Below are 15,587 nucleotides of genomic sequence, written 5' to 3' on the forward strand. Positions count from 1 at the left end.
CCCCCCCCGCCGCCGAGACCGGCGCCGACACCCGCGGCCCCGCCTTCGGCCCGCACTTCGCCCCCCGGGCCAAGCACGTCATCTACCTGCACATGGTCGGCGGGCCGTCCCAGATGGACCTGTTCGACTACAAACCGGCGATGGCCGACAAGTTCGACACGGATCTCCCCGACTCGATCCGCATGGGCCAGCGCCTCACCACCATGACCAGCGGCCAGGCCCGCTTCCCCATCGCCCCGTCGAAGTACCAGTTCGCCCAGCACGGCGAGTGCGGCATGTGGGTGTCGGAGATGCTGCCGAACACCGCCCGCATGGTCGACGACCTGTGCTTCATCCGCAGCATGCACACCGAGGCCATCAACCACGAGCCGGCCATCAGCTACATCCAGACCGGCAACATGGTCACTGGCCGCCCCTGCCTGGGCTCCTGGGCCTCCTACGGGCTCGGGTCGGAGAACGAGGATCTGCCCACCTTCGTCGTCCTCGTCGCCCGCCCCTCGAACACCGAGCAGATCCAGGCCATCTCCGCCCGCCTCTGGTCCTCGGGCTACCTGCCCGGCGAGCACGCCGGCGTCTCCTTCCGCACCGCCGGCGACCCGATCCTCTACATCAACAACCCCGACGGCGTCCCCGAGTCCGTCCGCCGCACCACCCTCGACGGCCTGAAGGCCCTCAACGAGCACGCCTACGACCGCCTCGGCGACCCCGAGATCGCCACCCGCATCCAGCAGTATGAGCTGGCCTTCCGCATGCAGGCCAGCGTCCCCGAGCTGACCGACCTGTCGACCGAGTCGGCCGCCACCCTCGACCTCTACGGACCCGACGCCCTGAAGCCCGGCAGCTTCGCCAACACCACGCTGCTGGCCCGCCGCATGGTCGAGCGCGGCGTCCGCTTCGTGCAGATCTACCACAACAACTGGGACCACCACGGCAACCTCGCCGGCCGCATGCCCGACCAGTGCCGCGACGTCGACCGCCCCTGCTGGGGCCTCATCCAGGATCTGAAATCCCGCGGCCTCCTGGACGAAACCCTCGTCATCTGGGGAGGCGAGTTCGGCCGCACCATCTACTGCCAGGGCGGCCTGACCCGGGAGAACTACGGCCGGGACCACCACCCCCGCTGCTTCACCATGTGGATGGCCGGCGGCGGCTCCCGACCCGGCACCATCTACGGCGAAACCGACGACTTCTCCTACAACATCGTCAAGGACCCCGTCCACATCCGAGACTTCCACGCCACCGTGCTGAAGCTCCTCGGCTTCGACCACGAACGCTTCACCTTCCGCTACCAGGGGCTCGACCAGCGCCTCACCAGCGTCGAGCCCGCCCGCGTCATCCCCGAGCTGATCGCCTGACCCCCCGATCGCCGGCCCGGCCTCCCGACCGGCATCGGGGCCCCGCGATTGGCGAACCGATCACCCCCGCTCCGCCCCCGCTCCCGCTCCCTATCCATTCCGCCTTGACCCCCGGCGGCATCGCCGTCAAAGTGCCCGGGGCTCGGGCCGGGAGACGCCGGCGCGCCGGGGGAGTCTTGCCGGATGCCGCACCGCCGATGGATCGTCGCCGTGGTCGCCCTCGCCGTCGCCGCTCGGGTGGCGGCGATCCTCGTGCTCCAGAGCCACACCGTCCCCCGCAGCACGTATGAGCACGGCGAGATCGCCGCGAACCTGCTCGACGGTCGCGGCTTTTCCATCCGCTTCCTCGGCGTCGACGGCCCGACCTCCCAGCAGGCCCCCGTCTATCCCCTTCTCGTCGCCGCCAGCTTCGCCGTCGGCGGGGTCGAGACGCCGGCCGCGCTGCTGCTGCTCCAGCTCGGCCAGGCGATCCTCGGCGGCCTGACCGCCCTGGCGGCGATGCTCCTCGCCCGAGAGGCCGTCCCCGGCCGCCCCCGGATGGCGGTCCTGGCCGGCCTGGTCGTCGCGCTGCACCCCACGCTCGTCTACTCGGCCACCCACGTCCAGGTGGCCTGCCTCGCGGCGCTACTCGTGACCGCCTCCTTCGCGGTCTCCTACCGATCCGCCCGCACCGGCAATCGCGCCGATCGGCTCGCCACCGGGGCCCTGCTCGGGCTCCTGACCCTCACCGACCCCATCCTCGCCCTCATCGCCCCCGGCATCTGCTGGATCTGGATCCGGGCCCGAGGGCTCGTCGGGGCCCTCCGGCCGCTGGCGACGATCGGCCTGGTCGCCGCGCTGGTCGTCTCCCCCTGGGTCGCCCGGAATTACCGCGTCCACGGTGAGTTCGTCCCGGTCAAGAGCACCTTCGGCTACGCCTTCTGGCAGGGCAATTGCTCCCTGAGCGAGGGGACCGACAAGGTCGTCCGCCCCTCGGTCGACCGCGTTCTCGAAGCCCGCGCCGGCGGCAGCCTCGCCGAGCGCAACCGGGCCCTCTGGGACGCCCGCCACGAGGCCGGCTACATCGACGACATCGCCCTCACCGAGGCCGACGACCTGCTCCTCTCCTCCCTGACCGAACCGGCCCGCTCCCGCCTCCTCTTCCGCCGGGCGCTGGACGACCTCCGGGCCGATCCGGCCCGATACCCAAGGCTCTGCCTCAGACGACTGCTCGCCTTCGTCCTCTGGGACGACACCAACCCCAAGACCCGCAGCCTCATCTATCGGGCCGGCCACCTCGGGCTCACGCTGCTCGCCCTGCTCGGTTGGATCGCCTCGGGCCCCGAGGCCCGCCGACCTCTGGCGCCGACCCTGCTGGCGGCCGGCCTGATCGCGGGCTTCCACGCCCTGACAATCGTCTCGGCCCGGTTCCACGTGCCGATCGAGCCCCTGGCGGCCGTCTGGGCGGCCGGAATCGCGGCCGGCTCTCGACCAGAGGCGTCGGCCGAGGTTGCCCTTCACAAGGCGGACCGAAACCGTATGATCCCGGCCATCCGGACGCGGTCGGGGGCCGCCGCCCGGGGGCGATCGCCCGCCGTCGGCCGATGAGCGGGACCCGGAGCCCTCGACGGGGCCAGGGAAGGCGACCTCGGGGCGGCCCCGACGCTCCCCATTCACACGGAAGTGAATCGATATGGCCACACAGGTCTCGTCGCCGATGCCTCAGGTGTTCCCGCCGGGGGGCGACGCCCTCTCCGGCGCGAACTGGATCGGGACGATCGCCCGGGACGCCCGAGATCTGTACCGCTTCCGGGCCGTCCTGAAGAACCTCGTCGCCCAGGACTTCCGCCTCCGCTACCACCGCTCGGTCCTCGGGTTCCTCTGGACCCTGCTCAACCCGATCCTGATGATGGCCGTCCTGTCGGTCGTCTTCAGCCAGTTCTTCAAGTTCGACAACGCGGGGAACTACGCCATCTATCTGTTCTCCGGGCTCGTCCCCTGGTCGATGCTCTACGCCACGGTCAGCGAGGGAGCGATCTGCGTCATCGCCAACGAGCCGCTGATCCGCAAGATCTACATCCCCAAGCTGGTGTTCCCCATCACCCGGGTCCTGCTCAACGCCGCCACCCTGGTCCTCTCGATGGGAGCCCTGTTCCTGCTGATGGTCCCCCTCGGGGCCCGGTTGACCGCCCCGCTGCTGCTCTTGCCGCTGGCCATCACCCTGTTCGCCACCTTCGCCCTGGGCATCGCCCTGATCACCGCCACGGTCAACACCTTCTACCGCGACTTCGGCCACCTGCTCACGGTCGTCCTCCAAGCCTGGTACTTCGCGACCCCCATCATCTACCCGGTCAACACCCTCCCTCCCGAAGTCGCCTGGCGCTTCTGGCTCAACCCGGCCTACCCATTTATCCGCTTCTTCCAGACGATCATTCACGACGGCCAGTGGCCGTCCTGGGCGCTCGTCTGCTCCTCCGCCGGCATCGCGGCGGTCGTCCTGGGGATCGGCTATGTCACCTTCAAGTGCTACGAAGACAAGCTGGTCTTCCGGCTCTGAGCCGGGGCCGGCCGGATCATCGGGGCGGGCCGAGTCGTCGGATCGGGCGGGGGGAGCCAGCGTGATCGAGCTCAGCGGTGTGTCACTCCGGTTCACCACCTACCACGACAAGTACTACTCGCTCAAGCGCGCCTGCATCGACCTCTTCCTCCGGCGCGAGACGAGCAACCACTCCGCCTTCTGGGCCCTCCGCGACGTCTCCCTGGGCATCGCCCGCGGCGAGCGCGTCGGCATCCTCGGGCCCAACGGCGCCGGCAAGAGCACCCTGCTCCGCGTCATGGCCGGCATCTACCCCCCCACCAGCGGCCGGCTCCGCGTCGAAGGCCGCGTCGCCCCGCTCATCGAGCTGGGCGCCGGCTTCAACTACGAGCTCTCCGGCGAAGACAACGTCTACCTCAACGGCGCCCTGCTCGGCTTCGACCGCCGCGAGATGCGGGCCCGCATCGACCGCATCTGGGAGTTCTCCGGCCTCCGCCAGTTCGCCGGCCTCCCGCTGAAGTACTACTCCAGCGGCATGCTCTCCCGCCTGTCGTTCGCCGTCGCCACCGAGGTCGCCCCGGACATCCTCCTGCTCGACGAGACGCTCAGCGTCGGCGACGCCTCCTTCAAGGCCAAGGCCCACGAGCGGATCATGTCCGTCATCGAGCGCTCGAGCGTCGTCATCCTCGTCTCCCACGACATGACCTCGCTCTCCAAGATCTGCACCCGGGGCGTCTGGATCGATCACGGCACCATCCGCCGAGACGGCCCCATCGACGAGGTCATCCAGGCCTACACCGAGGAGGTCGGCCACTCCTCCCCGGCCGCCGGCAGCAACCACGAGATCCCGACGGCCGACGCCGCCTGACCGCCGGGGGCCCCCCGCCCCCGGAACCGGCCCGGCGCGGCCCGCCCAGGGCACCCCCAGGAGGACTCCCGTGCGCATCGGCGTCGACGCGCTCGCCATCCAGTCTCCCTTCAGCCGAGGCCGCGGCATCGGCCGGTACGCCCGCAGCCTGCTGGCGGCGATGCTCGAGGCCGACACGAGCAACGAGTACGTCATCTACACGTATGAGGACCTCCCCCGGGACGGCCTCCCCTCCTCCCCCCGCTCCCGCATCCGGGAGGTCGCCCGACGGCCCGACCGCGAGGAGCACACCCTCCAGCACGCCGTCGAACGCGCCCTGCTGGAAGACGCCGACCGCCTCGACTGGTTCCTCCTGCTGAGCCCCTTCGAGACCTGGCAGTTCTACGGCCTCCCCCACCGCCCCGTCGGCCGCACCCGGGCCGCCGCAGTCATCTACGACGTCATCCCCTTCCTCTTCCAGGAAACCTACCTCACCAGCGAGGAGGTCGGCCGCTGGTTCTACGGGCACCTCCGCCGCCTGTCGCGCTACGACCGCCTCCTGGCCATCTCCGAGGCCACCCGCCTCGACACCATCCGCCTGCTCGGCCTCCCCCCCGGCCGCGTCCACGCCATCGGCACCGCCAGCGACCCGCCCGCCGACCCCGACGGCGACCCCAACCGCGACGCCGCCACCCTCGACCGCCTCGGCATCGACCGCCCCTTCCTCTTCTGCCTCGGCAGCGGCGACCCCCGCAAGAACCTCCGAGGCCTGATCGACGCCTTCGCCCTGCTCCCCGACCACCATCGATCGACGATCCAACTTGTCGTCACATGCTCCCTCATCGAGAAGGAGATCCGAGCGCTCACCGACCACGCCCGATCGGCCGGCGTCGCCGACCGGCTGGTGCTCACCAACGGCGTCGACCAGGACACGCTGGAAACGCTCTACCGCTCCTGCGCCGCCTTCGTCTTCCCCTCGCTCTACGAGGGGTTCGGCCTCCCCATCCTGGAGGCCATGCAGTTCGGCGCCCCGGTGGTGGCCGCCAACAACTCTTCGCAGCCCGAGGTCGTCGGCGACGCCGGCCTGCTCGCCCACGCCGCCGAGCCCTCCGACCTGGCCGCCAAGATCGCCCGACTCCTCGACGACCCCGCCCTCCGCCGCCGCCTCGCCGCCCGAGGCCGCGACCGCTCCTCCCAATTCCACTGGGCCGACGTGGCCGACCGCGCCCTCCGAGCCCTCGGCGCCACCGGTCGTCCCCGCCTTCCTCGACCGGCCGCCCCTCCCCCTCGCCTCGCCATGTTCTCCCCCCTGCCCCCCCGGCGGTCGGGCATCGCCCGCTACGCCGAACGTATCGCCACCGCTTTGCGCGATGACGCCCTGATCGACCTCTACCACGCCCCCGACTACCGCCCCGCCCTCGCCGACTCCCCTGGCCGCCTCGCCTGCTTCGACGCCTCCCTCTTCGAGCGCCGCGCCGGGCTGCTCGGCTACGCCTCGGTCATCTACCAGTTCGGCAACTCATCCTATCACGCCTATCTCTATGACATCTTTTTGAAGCACCCCGGCGTCGTCGTCCTGCACGACCCCGCCATGCCCGGCTTCCACGCCAGTTACGGCCTGATCGCCGGTCGGATGAACGCGCACCTCGTCGAGGAGCTCTCCTACTCCGGCGAGGCCCGCGACCCCGAGGTCGCCGCGATGGTCGCCGGCTGGGAGCCCGGCACCTGGGACCTCCAGGAGGAGATGGTCCGACGCGGGGTGACCATGAACCGCCGCATCCTCGAGCGCGCCACCGCCGTCATCGTTCACTCCGAGGACGGCCGCGACCGCATCGCCGCCGCCTACCCCTGGCTGCTCGGCAAGGTCCACGTCGCCCCCATCGGCTGCGACCCCGACCCCATCGACCCCGACCGCCGCCGCGAGGCGCGCCGGGCCCTCGGCGTCGACGACCACGCCGTGGTCTTCGGCTCGGTCGGCATCCTCCACCCCACCAAGCTCAATCGAGAGACGATCCGGGCCTTCGCCTCCTCCCTGGCCGACTTCCCCGACGCGATGCTCGTCTTCCTCGGCCGCGACCTCGGCGGCGGCGAGGCCGCCCGAGAGGCCGACCGGCTCGGCGTCTCCGGCCGTGTCCGATTCCTCGGCCACCTGCCCGACGAGGACTACGAACGCTCGATCGCCGCCTTCGACGTCGGCCTTTGCCTCCGTCGCCCCCCGACCAACGGCGAGAGTTCCGCCGCCCTGCTCGACCTCCTCCGCCGAGGCCTACCCACGATCGTCTGCGACGTCGGCACCTTCTCCGCCGTCCCCGACGACGCGGTCTTCAAGGTCTGCTGGCCCGGCGAGGAGGCCGGCGTCGCCCAGCTCGGCGCCGCCCTGCGGGCCGCGGCCCTCGACCTCCCCCGCCGGCTCCGGGTCGGCCGAGCCGCCCTCGCCCACGCCGAGGCCCACCACTCCTGGACCCCGCTGATCGACCTCTATCGCTCCCTCTGCCTGCCCGGCCTCGGCCCGGCCGGCTCCCCGGAAGCCTCGAAGCCCATGAAGGGGGTGGCCTGATGCGCCTCGGCGTCGACCTGCTCCCCCTCCAGTCCTCCGGCAGCCGAGACCGAGGCGTCGGCCGATACGCCGCCGCGCTGCTCCGATCGCTCTCGGCCTCCTCCCCCGGCGACGAGTTCGTCCTCTACGGCTGCCGCGACCTCCCGAGCGACCGGGTCCCGGACCTCGGCAACACCCCCCGCCGACTCTCCGAGATCGGCACCAACGAGGATGATGACGCGATCCGATCCCGATGGGATCGCATCGCCTCCCACAACCCCGACCGCCTCGACGCCCTCCTGCTGCTCAACCCCTTCGAGCTCGCTCCCGGCTTCGAGCCCCCTCCCCGGGTGCCCGGCGGCGTGCCGATCGTCGCCGTCCTCTACGACCTGATCCCGCTCCGCTTCCCCGACGCCTACCTCGCCGACCCCGGCGTCCGCCGCCGTTACGAGCACCGCCTCGACGCGATCCGCCGCTACGACGCCTTCCTCGCGATCTCCGGCTCGACCCGCCGCGACGCCATCGACCTGCTCGGCCTCCGCCCCGATCGCGTGACCGCCCTCCCCTTCGCCCTGGATCCCCGCTTCCGCCCCGCCGATCCCGACGGCCTCGACGACGCCCCCGACGCCGACGCCCTCCGCCTCCTGGGCGTCTCCCCCCCCTTCGTGCTCCACGTCGGCGGCCGTGACGACCGCAAGAACGTCTGGGCCGTGCTCGACGCCCTGGCCCTCCTCGACCCCGACACCCGGGACCGGCTCCAACTCGTCCTCGCTGGCGAGTACGACACCGCGTACCGCGACCAGATCTCCGCGTATGCGACGGATCGGAGCGTAAACGACCGCGTCCTCCTCGCGGGGGTCGTCAACGACCGGGCCCTGGAGGCTCTCTACCGGCGCTGCTCCGCCTTGGTCTTCCCCTCGCTGTACGAGGGGCTCGGCCTGCCGCTGCTGGAGGCCATGCGCAGCGGCTCCCCGGTCATCGGCGGGAGAAACTCCTCCCAGGTCGACGTGGTCGGCGACGCCGGCCTTCTCGTCGACCCGACCGACGCCGCCGGCCTGGCCCGAGCGATCGATCGCCTCCTCTCCGACCCGGTGTCCGCCTCCGACCTCAGACGCCGGGCCATTGCCCGGACGGCCGGGCTCTGCTGGGACGAGGTCGGCCGGGCCGCCCGGCCGGCCCTGCTCCGGGCCGCCGGCCTCGGCGTCCCCGCCCCCCACGTCCGCATCGCTCCGGATCGGCCCCGGATCGGGCTCGTCTCCCCCTTCCCCCCGAAGGAGACGGGAATCGCCGACTACGCCGCTCGCCTGGCGGTCGCCCTGGCCGATCACCACCTCGTCGACCTCTACCACGACGGCGACTACGTCCCCGAGCTTGGCCTCCGAGACCGCCGCTTCCGCTGCATCGACCGCGCCGCCTTCGCCCGACGCATCGCCGCCCTACCCCACCGGGCGGTGATCTACCAGATGGGCAATTCCTGGTACCATCGATCCGTCTACGAACTCCTGCGCGAGCATCCCGGCATCACCGTCCTGCACGACTTCCACCTCGCCGGGTTCCACTTCTGGTACGACCGGCAGCCCGACACCCGCCCCGGCCACCTCGACCGCATCATCGCCCTCGAACGCGAGGCCGGCACCCTCGGGCCCGACGACGACGTGTCCTCCTGGCTCGCCGAGCCTGGCGGCTTCCAGGCCGCCGCCGCCCGGCGCGGCGTCGCGATGAACCGGGAGATCTTCGAGCGCTCTCGGTTTGTGGTCGTCCACTCGCCCTACTGCCGGGAGCTGGTCCGCGAGACGCTGCCGGACCAGGTCGACCGCACCGTCGTCATCCCGATGGGGGCGACCCCGAACCTCCCGCCCCCCTCCCAGCTCCTCGAGACCCGGGCCCGCTTCGGCCTGCCCGCCAACGCCGTCGTCTTCGGCTGCTTCGGCAACCTCACCTCCATGAAGATGTACGAGGAGATCATCCGAGCCTTCTCCTCGGTCTCCCGGCGGATCGACCGGGCCGCGCTGGTCTTCGTCGGCAAGGATTGGGAGGGGGGCCACGCCCGACGGCTGGTCGAGGCCGCCGGCCTGGCCGACCGCACCCTCTTCCTCGGCAAGGCGTCGAAGGACGACTACGAACGGCTCGTCGCCTCGGTCGACGTCGGGCTCGCCCTGCGTCGGCCGCCGACCTACGGCGAGACGTCCGCCTCGCTGCTCGACTTCCTCCGCTCCGGAGTGGCCACGATCGTCACCGACGTCGCCACCTTCCGCGACTACCCGCCCGGCGTCGTCGTCCGCTGGGATCCCGCCCGGGAGGGCGTGCCCGGCCTCGCCGACCGCATGGCCGAGCTTGCCCGAGACGCCGACGCCCGCCGAGCGATCGCCGACGCCGCCCTCGACCACGTCCGCCGCCACCACTCCTGGCGGCGGGCCGCCCTCGCCTACTCCGAACTGATGGAACGCGGCGCGGCCGGGCTCGTCGCCGACCGCACCGCCCCCGCCCCCGCCCCCGGAGCCCCCTCGCGATGAAACGCCTCATCAAATCGACGATCAAGCGGATCTGGGGCCTCACGAACGTCGTGCGCCGCCCCCTCCGCCGCAAGCTCGACGCCCTGCTCGGCGGCACGATCCGGGACCCGATCGCCCAGCACCTGCACGCGCTGAACGTCTCGCATCACGAGATGAACATTGCCTTGAATAGCTGCATTCGAGAGATCGCCCGGCTCGAGTTGCAGGTCGAGGAGCTTCGGCTCCAGCTCCTTGAAGGCCGAGGCGACGCCGATTCCCCCGACGACCGAGGGGCGGTCGCCGCCTGACCCCGACGGCCCGGCCTCAGCGCCGGGCCCCGGCGAGCGGGTCGAGGTAGGCGTCCGGGTCGAAGGCCGGCTTGACCGGCTCGGGGGGAGGCGTCCCCTTCCCCCGCGAGGACAGCAGCCGGATTGCCAGCCTCATCCCGCCAACGATCCCGGTCAGGCCGACCGTGCCCAGCATCAAGAAGCCGAAGACCGCCACCTCGTCCCGAGACCTCGACACCGCCAGCATCATCCCCGTCGCCAGGGCCGACACCGGAACCAGCCCGCCCACCGCCAGGCAGACGAGCGTGGCGCCGATCTGGCCATCGGGCAGCGGACGGCCCAGCTCCAGGGCGCGCATCCGCTCGACGTGACTCCGCTCCGACGCCCGCTCGATGGCGCGGCCGATCGCGATGGCCCCCGCGATCAGCGGCAGGCCGAGGATGATCAAGGTCGGTCCCAACGGCATGGCCGGTGTTCCTCCTCCGCTCGGGAGTGCTCCGATCCCGATCAGCAATGCCTGGCGATCGCGTCGTCGGCGTCGGGGTTGAACGCCGGCTTCCCATGGCGCCGGTCGAAGGCGACCGCCTCCGCCTGCCTGCCCCTGCCCTTCGCCTGCATCCCGAACTGCCTCCCGGCCAGCCGCACCCCGCCAATCACCCCGGCGAGCGACACGAAGGCCGCGGCGACCCAGACGTCATCGTTCCTCGTCGTCGCGTTCGTCACCATCGAGGCGACGAAGACCCCCACGGGCATCACCGCTCCGATCGCGATCGCCGACCTCCCCGCCCAGGCCTCGGCCCCGGGCACCGGCAGGCCCAGCTCCATCGCCTTCATCCGCTCGCGGTGCTGCCACTCGCGATTGCGGGCCGACTGCCGCATCAGGATCACGGCCGGCACCAGGAACATCGGCATGAGGATCGCCACGATGGGGATCACGAGTGCTTCATCCATGGTCGTTCGGGCCTCGGGGTCGGGGGGAATGGGCAGGGCGGTTGCCGGATGGCGCATGGCGCATGGTCATTGCGATCACGCATGTTGATGTTCGGCTGCGTCGTAGGCGTCGGGGTCGACGTCGGGCTTGGCCCGAGGGTCGGGGGGAGTTGGCCGGGGGGCGGGGGTCCGGGCGGCGAGGACGGTGCCGCAGATCACCGCCGCCACGCCCACGGCGCCGGCCGACGGCCAGATGAACGGCGCCGCCGAGGAGTCGGCCGACGAGGCGACGAAGGCGATCCCGAAGACCGCCGCCGGCACTCCGACGCCGATGGTCCCCGCCGTCCGGCCCGGGGTCCACCAGCCCGCCTCACCGGGGATTGGCCGGCCGCACTCGATCGCCCGGATCCGTTCGGCATGCTCCATTTCTTGCTTGTGCCGCTGGGCCCGGATCCCCAGCACGATCGGCACCAGGCTGATCACGGTCACCGCGGCGATCGCGGCCAGGATCAGCAGGGACGTCGGCACGGCTCCCGGCACCGAGCCGGCCTCGACCGTCACGGCTTGCCCGAACGTTGCCGGCCACATGGTCAGGAATGTCTCCATCCGCTCCGCTCCTGGTTCCGGGGTGGTGCGCCGGCCGGATCTTGCGTCCCGGGCCGCTCTGGCCGATGCTGGCCGGTCGTGCGAGGCGCCGCCCCGGAACGACCCCGGCGGCGCCCCCCTTCCGATCGCACGTCGCGGCCTCGTCGATCTCCGAGGCGCCCGCGACGCGATCCCGATCCCATCCCGACCCCTGAGCGGAGCCGACGACGATGGCCCGAGATCACATCCTGGTAATCGACCAGGGCACCACGAGCACCCGGGCCGTTGTCTACGATACCAGGCTTCGGCCCGTCGGCCAGGGACAGATCGAGGTGCCCCCCACCTATCCGAAGCCGGGCTGGGTCGAGCACGACCCCGGGGCCCTGGTCGACTCCGTCGGCACCACGGTCATCGCCGCCCTGGGGGAGTCCGGCGTCGGGGCCGACCGGATCGCGGCGATCGGCCTGACCAACCAGCGTGAGACGACCGTTCTCTGGGACCGAGCCACCGGCGAGCCCGCCGGGCCGGCAATCGTCTGGCAGGACCGCCGCACGGCGGAGCTCTGTCGGAGCCTCGCCTCGCGCGCCGACTGGCTGGCCGAGCGCACGGGCCTGTTGCTCGACTCGTACTTCTCGGCCACCAAGCTGTCGTGGATGCTCGATCACCTGCCGGGCGTCCGCAAGCGGGCCGAGGCCGGGGAGCTGGCGTTCGGCACCGTCGACAGCCTTGTGCTCGGCCACCTCACCGGCGGCCGATTGCACGCGACCGACGTGACCAACGCCTCCCGGACCTTGCTGATGGACCTCCGCGCCGGCCGGTGGGCCGACGACCTGTGCCAGTTCTTCGGCATCCCGACCACAATATTGCCCGAGATCGTTCCCAGTTCCGGAGAGGTCGGCCAGACTCGGGGCCTGGGCTACCTGCCCGACGGCCTCCCGATCGCCGGGATCGCCGGCGACCAGCAGGCTTCCCTCTTCGGCAACGGCTGCGTGCATCCGGGCCAGGCCAAGTGCACCTACGGCACCGGGGCCTTCCTGCTGGTGAACACCGGAGAGCGGGTCGTCCGCTCCACCACCGGCCTGGTCACCACCCCCGCCGCCTCCCCGCCGGGGGCGGCGCAGCAGTACGCCCTGGAGGGGAGCGTCTTCATCGCCGGGGCCGCCGTCCAGTGGTTCCGAGACGGCCTGCGGGCCATCGGCGCCGCACCGGAGATCAACCCGCTGTCCGAGGAGGCCGCCCCCGACAGCGAGGTCCTCTTCGTCCCCGCCCTGACCGGCCTGGGGGCCCCCCACTGGGTCGCCGAGGCCCGCGGCACCATCTTCGGCATCACCCGGGCCACGACCGTCCCCGACCTCGCCCGGGCGGTCATCGAGGGGGTCGCCTACCAGATCGCCGACCTCGTCGAGGCCATGAACGTCGACCTCCCCGCCCCGCTCGAGTCCCTCCGAGCCGACGGCGGCATGGCCCGCTCCGATCCCTTCCTCCGCTTCCAGGCCGATCTGATGGGCCTGCCCATCCGCCGAAGCCCCCAGACCGAGGCCACCGCCCTCGGCGCCGCCGCGTTGGCCGGCCTGGGCGTCGGCCTCTGGCCCAACGTCGATGCCGTCGCCGCGCTGCTGGAGCCCGGCGGCGACCCGTTCACTCCCTCCCGAGACCCCTCCTGGCGCCGCAAGGCCCTCCGCCGCTGGCGCCACGCCGTCGAAACGGTCGTCCGCCACTACCGCTCCCATTGACCCTCCAGGCCCGGGGTCGACTCGGCCCCGGACACCCTACCACTGAATATACGCTCGTCGACTCATATGACATTGAATCAATAAAACTCCTCCGGAATCTCCCGGCACACGCGGAACCCCACCGACGGATACCGGAAATCCTCCGGATGGCAGATGACCGCATCGGGGCCCAGCTCCTCGGCGAGGTTGATCCACGAGCCTCCGAGGATCGGGCGCCCCGGCCGGGAGCCGGCGGCCGGGGCATCCCGGTCGACCGCCGAGCAGTCGCCCAGGCACCACTCGCCGACGTTGCCCAGCAGGTCGAACAGCCCCAGCCCGTCGGGGTTCCGGGTCCCCACGGGGTGCGCCTGCCCTCCCGAGTTCTCCCGGAACCAGGCGTCCTCCTCCAGGTCGAGGGGGGGAGAGCCGGACGAGGGGTTCCGGGATCTTCCCAGGTGGTAGGCATAGCGCCACTCGTCCTCGGTCGGCAGGCGGCACCGGCCGAGGTTGCCCCCCGAGGCGGTCGCCCAGGAGCAGAACGCGATGGCGTCGAGCCACGAGACCTGGACCACTGGGTGGTCGTTCGCCGACCCTCCCAGGTAGCCGGGGTTCCGCCAGTGAAACTCGGGCCCCCGGAGTTCCTTCCCCGTCTGGGGGTCGAAGCCGATGGCCCAGCCCTCGACCTCGGCGGTGGTCCGGTGCCGCGTCTCGGCGACGAACGCATCGAAGAGCCGGATCGTCACCTCGTGCTCGGCCAGGTAGATCGGTCGGCCGAGCCGAGGCCCGCGCTCCCGGCCGGGCTGGCCCGGCACGGGGGGCTCGCCGACCGTCCCGGCGGGGACGAGCACGAAGGTCATCCCCAGGTCGTCCCGGATCCGGCTCGGCAGCAGCCGGCCCTCGTCCACCAGCCGGCGGCGCGCCGACACCCAGTGCGCCAGGGCTTTTCCCTCGGGGCGGCCCTCGCGCTCCCAGCGGGACACGGCCTCGGCGCCGATCGCCGCGTCGATCGCCTCACCCAGCCGGTCCTCCTCCAGGAACCACCTCCGGGCCGCCAGCCAGTTGTCCAGCTCCGGCTGCTCTCCCCTCCCCTTCTCTTCCCAGATCAGATACGCCCGCTCGTTGATCTGTTCCTTGACCCGCTCGGCCAGCGGCCCGTGGCCGAGCAGTTCGTCCAGGGCGGCCAGCCAGTCGCTCCGCTCGTCCCCCTCGTCCGGGCTCCGGGCCTGGTAGTGGGCGAACGCGAAGCGCTCGATCTGGTCTTCCAGGAACGGCACGAGGGGATCCTTCCAGGGTTCCTGGGGAGGCTCGACCGCCACTCCGCCGTCACCATCGCCCGACGGCGAGCCCGAGCCGGTCCAGGCCGCCACCAGACCGACGATCAGCAGCCCGATGGCGACCGCCGCCGCCGCCGCCGCCAGCACGACCTGGTACCCCCCCGCCCGAGTCCAGGGACGCCGGTGGGCCAGCGCCGCCTCGAAGGCGCGGAGGAACGCCGGCACGTCCGGGAAGCGGTCGTCCGGATCGTCGGCCAGCGCCTTCAGCAAGACCTCGTCCAGCGCCGGAGGCAGCGCCCGGTTGTACCGAGACGGCGGCTTCGGCACCCCCAGCGGCACCTGTCCGGTGAGCAGCTCGTACGACAGCGCGGCCAGCGAGTACTGATCGGCCCGCTCGTCGACCGAGAGCCGGAACTGCTGCTCCGGAGCGACGTAACCCGGGGTCCCCAGGCCGACCTCCGTGCCGGTCAGCGCCCCGGCCCCTCCCCGGAGCACGGCGATGCCGAAGTCGGCCACCTTCGGCCGGCCGTCCTCGCCGATCAGCACGTTCTCCGGCTTCAGGTCGCGGTGGAGGATGCCGATGCGATGCAGGCAGGTCAGCGCCTCCCCCACCGGCACGACGATCGCCTTCGCCCGGTCGATCGTCATCGGCACCCCGGGCGTCATCAGCTGGCGGAGGTCCCCCCCGTCCACATAAGCCATCACCAGGTACGGCCGGCCCGCCGCCGTGCCCGAGTCGTACACCGTCACCACATTCGGGTGGTCCACCCGGCCCATCAGCTCCGCCTCTCGGCGGAAGCGGACCATCCGCTCGTCCGACAGCGACTGCTCGTCGGCGAACAGCAGCTTGATCGCCACTGGGCGGCCGCCCAGAGACTCCTGCCTTGCGAGAAATACCTCGCCCATGCCCCCCCGGCCGATCCGGCGGATGAACGCGAAACCGGGGATCGGCGGCGGCTCGGGCAGGCCTTCGACGCGGGACATGACGACGGCCGACTCCGTTAACTTCTCAGGCTCTCAAGAACGATCGAGCCCATCAGTCGACAACCAATCC

12 protein-coding genes are annotated in these 15,587 nt (G+C 71.7%); 8 read left to right on the top strand and 4 right to left on the bottom strand.

Annotation, left to right across the window (positions count from 1 at the left end):
• The 7 genes from TsocGM_RS23515 to TsocGM_RS23545 all read left to right on the top strand — a co-directional run.
• Window positions 1-1,355, top strand: a 1,355-nt coding sequence (locus tag TsocGM_RS23515) for a DUF1501 domain-containing protein (RefSeq protein WP_148114891.1), incomplete at its 5' end; no start/stop codon positions are given.
• A 183-nt stretch (window positions 1,356-1,538) separates the two neighbouring features.
• Window positions 1,539-2,942 carry a glycosyltransferase family 39 protein gene (locus TsocGM_RS23520; protein WP_126727907.1) on the top strand — a complete coding sequence of 468 codons (1,404 nt, stop codon included), beginning with the start codon at window positions 1,539-1,541 and terminating at the stop codon, window positions 2,940-2,942.
• Window positions 2,943-3,027: 85 nt separating this feature from the next.
• Window positions 3,028-3,891, top strand: coding sequence for an ABC transporter permease (locus TsocGM_RS23525; RefSeq protein WP_233579145.1), 864 nt, complete (start codon window positions 3,028-3,030; stop codon window positions 3,889-3,891).
• 61 nt (window positions 3,892-3,952) lie between these two features.
• The gene (locus TsocGM_RS23530) at window positions 3,953-4,738 is read left to right on the top strand and encodes an ABC transporter ATP-binding protein (RefSeq protein WP_233579146.1); all 786 of its coding nucleotides are present in this window, start codon (window positions 3,953-3,955) and stop codon (window positions 4,736-4,738) included.
• Between the two features lie 70 nt (window positions 4,739-4,808).
• On the top strand, window positions 4,809-7,274 hold the full coding sequence (locus TsocGM_RS23535; protein WP_126727910.1) for a glycosyltransferase: 2,466 nt from the start codon (window positions 4,809-4,811) through the stop codon (window positions 7,272-7,274).
• A complete protein-coding gene (locus tag TsocGM_RS23540) occupies window positions 7,274-9,766 on the top strand; it encodes a glycosyltransferase (RefSeq protein WP_126727911.1) in 2,493 nt (830 codons plus the stop codon). The genes TsocGM_RS23535 and TsocGM_RS23540 overlap by 1 nt, the downstream gene beginning before the upstream one ends.
• A complete protein-coding gene (locus TsocGM_RS23545) occupies window positions 9,763-10,053 on the top strand; it encodes a hypothetical protein (RefSeq protein ID WP_126727912.1) in 291 nt (96 codons plus the stop codon). Before TsocGM_RS23540 ends, TsocGM_RS23545 begins: the two co-directional genes overlap by 4 nt.
• Window positions 10,054-10,069: 16 nt before the next feature.
• Here the strand turns inward: TsocGM_RS23545 and TsocGM_RS23550 are convergent, their stop codons facing one another.
• The 3 genes from TsocGM_RS23550 to TsocGM_RS23560 form a co-directional block, all read right to left on the bottom strand.
• The gene (locus tag TsocGM_RS23550) at window positions 10,070-10,498 is read right to left on the bottom strand and encodes a hypothetical protein (protein ID WP_126727913.1); all 429 of its coding nucleotides are present in this window, start codon (window positions 10,496-10,498) and stop codon (window positions 10,070-10,072) included.
• 41 nt (window positions 10,499-10,539) lie between these two features.
• Window positions 10,540-10,983 carry a hypothetical protein gene (locus TsocGM_RS23555; protein ID WP_126727914.1) on the bottom strand — a complete coding sequence of 148 codons (444 nt, stop codon included), beginning with the start codon at window positions 10,981-10,983 and terminating at the stop codon, window positions 10,540-10,542.
• Window positions 10,984-11,058: 75 nt separating this feature from the next.
• Window positions 11,059-11,568 (bottom strand): hypothetical protein, encoded by a 510-nt coding sequence (locus tag TsocGM_RS23560; protein ID WP_126727915.1) that lies wholly within the window; start codon window positions 11,566-11,568, stop codon window positions 11,059-11,061.
• Window positions 11,569-11,777: 209 nt separating this feature from the next.
• Between TsocGM_RS23560 and glpK the strand changes: the two genes are divergently transcribed.
• Window positions 11,778-13,280, top strand: a complete 1,503-nt coding sequence (gene glpK / locus TsocGM_RS23565; protein ID WP_126727916.1) for a glycerol kinase GlpK — start codon at window positions 11,778-11,780, stop codon at window positions 13,278-13,280.
• A gap of 77 nt (window positions 13,281-13,357) precedes the next feature.
• Here the strand turns inward: glpK and TsocGM_RS23570 are convergent, their stop codons facing one another.
• Window positions 13,358-15,517, bottom strand: a complete 2,160-nt coding sequence (locus TsocGM_RS23570; protein ID WP_126727917.1) for a bifunctional serine/threonine-protein kinase/formylglycine-generating enzyme family protein — start codon at window positions 15,515-15,517, stop codon at window positions 13,358-13,360.
• Window positions 15,518-15,587: the final 70 nt, after the last annotated feature.

Source organism: Tautonia sociabilis, from assembly GCF_003977685.1.
Lineage (GTDB): Bacteria > Planctomycetota > Planctomycetia > Isosphaerales > Isosphaeraceae > Tautonia > Tautonia sociabilis.

What these genes read in the sequence shown, in the direction of transcription:
- TsocGM_RS23520 (WP_126727907.1), top strand. Translation starts at nt 1,539, where the DNA reads ATGCCGCACCGCCGATGGATCGTCGCCGTGGTCGCCCTCGCCGTCGCC.
- TsocGM_RS23525 (WP_233579145.1), top strand. Translation starts at nt 3,028, where the DNA reads ATGGCCACACAGGTCTCGTCGCCGATGCCTCAGGTGTTCCCGCCGGGG.
- TsocGM_RS23540 (WP_126727911.1), top strand. Translation starts at nt 7,274, where the DNA reads ATGCGCCTCGGCGTCGACCTGCTCCCCCTCCAGTCCTCCGGCAGCCGA.
- TsocGM_RS23545 (WP_126727912.1), top strand. Translation starts at nt 9,763, where the DNA reads ATGAAACGCCTCATCAAATCGACGATCAAGCGGATCTGGGGCCTCACG.
- TsocGM_RS23550 (WP_126727913.1), bottom strand. Translation starts at nt 10,498, where the DNA reads ATGCCGTTGGGACCGACCTTGATCATCCTCGGCCTGCCGCTGATCGCG.
- TsocGM_RS23555 (WP_126727914.1), bottom strand. Translation starts at nt 10,983, where the DNA reads ATGGATGAAGCACTCGTGATCCCCATCGTGGCGATCCTCATGCCGATG.
- TsocGM_RS23560 (WP_126727915.1), bottom strand. Translation starts at nt 11,568, where the DNA reads ATGGAGACATTCCTGACCATGTGGCCGGCAACGTTCGGGCAAGCCGTG.
- glpK (WP_126727916.1), top strand. Translation starts at nt 11,778, where the DNA reads ATGGCCCGAGATCACATCCTGGTAATCGACCAGGGCACCACGAGCACC.
- TsocGM_RS23570 (WP_126727917.1), bottom strand. Translation starts at nt 15,517, where the DNA reads ATGTCCCGCGTCGAAGGCCTGCCCGAGCCGCCGCCGATCCCCGGTTTC.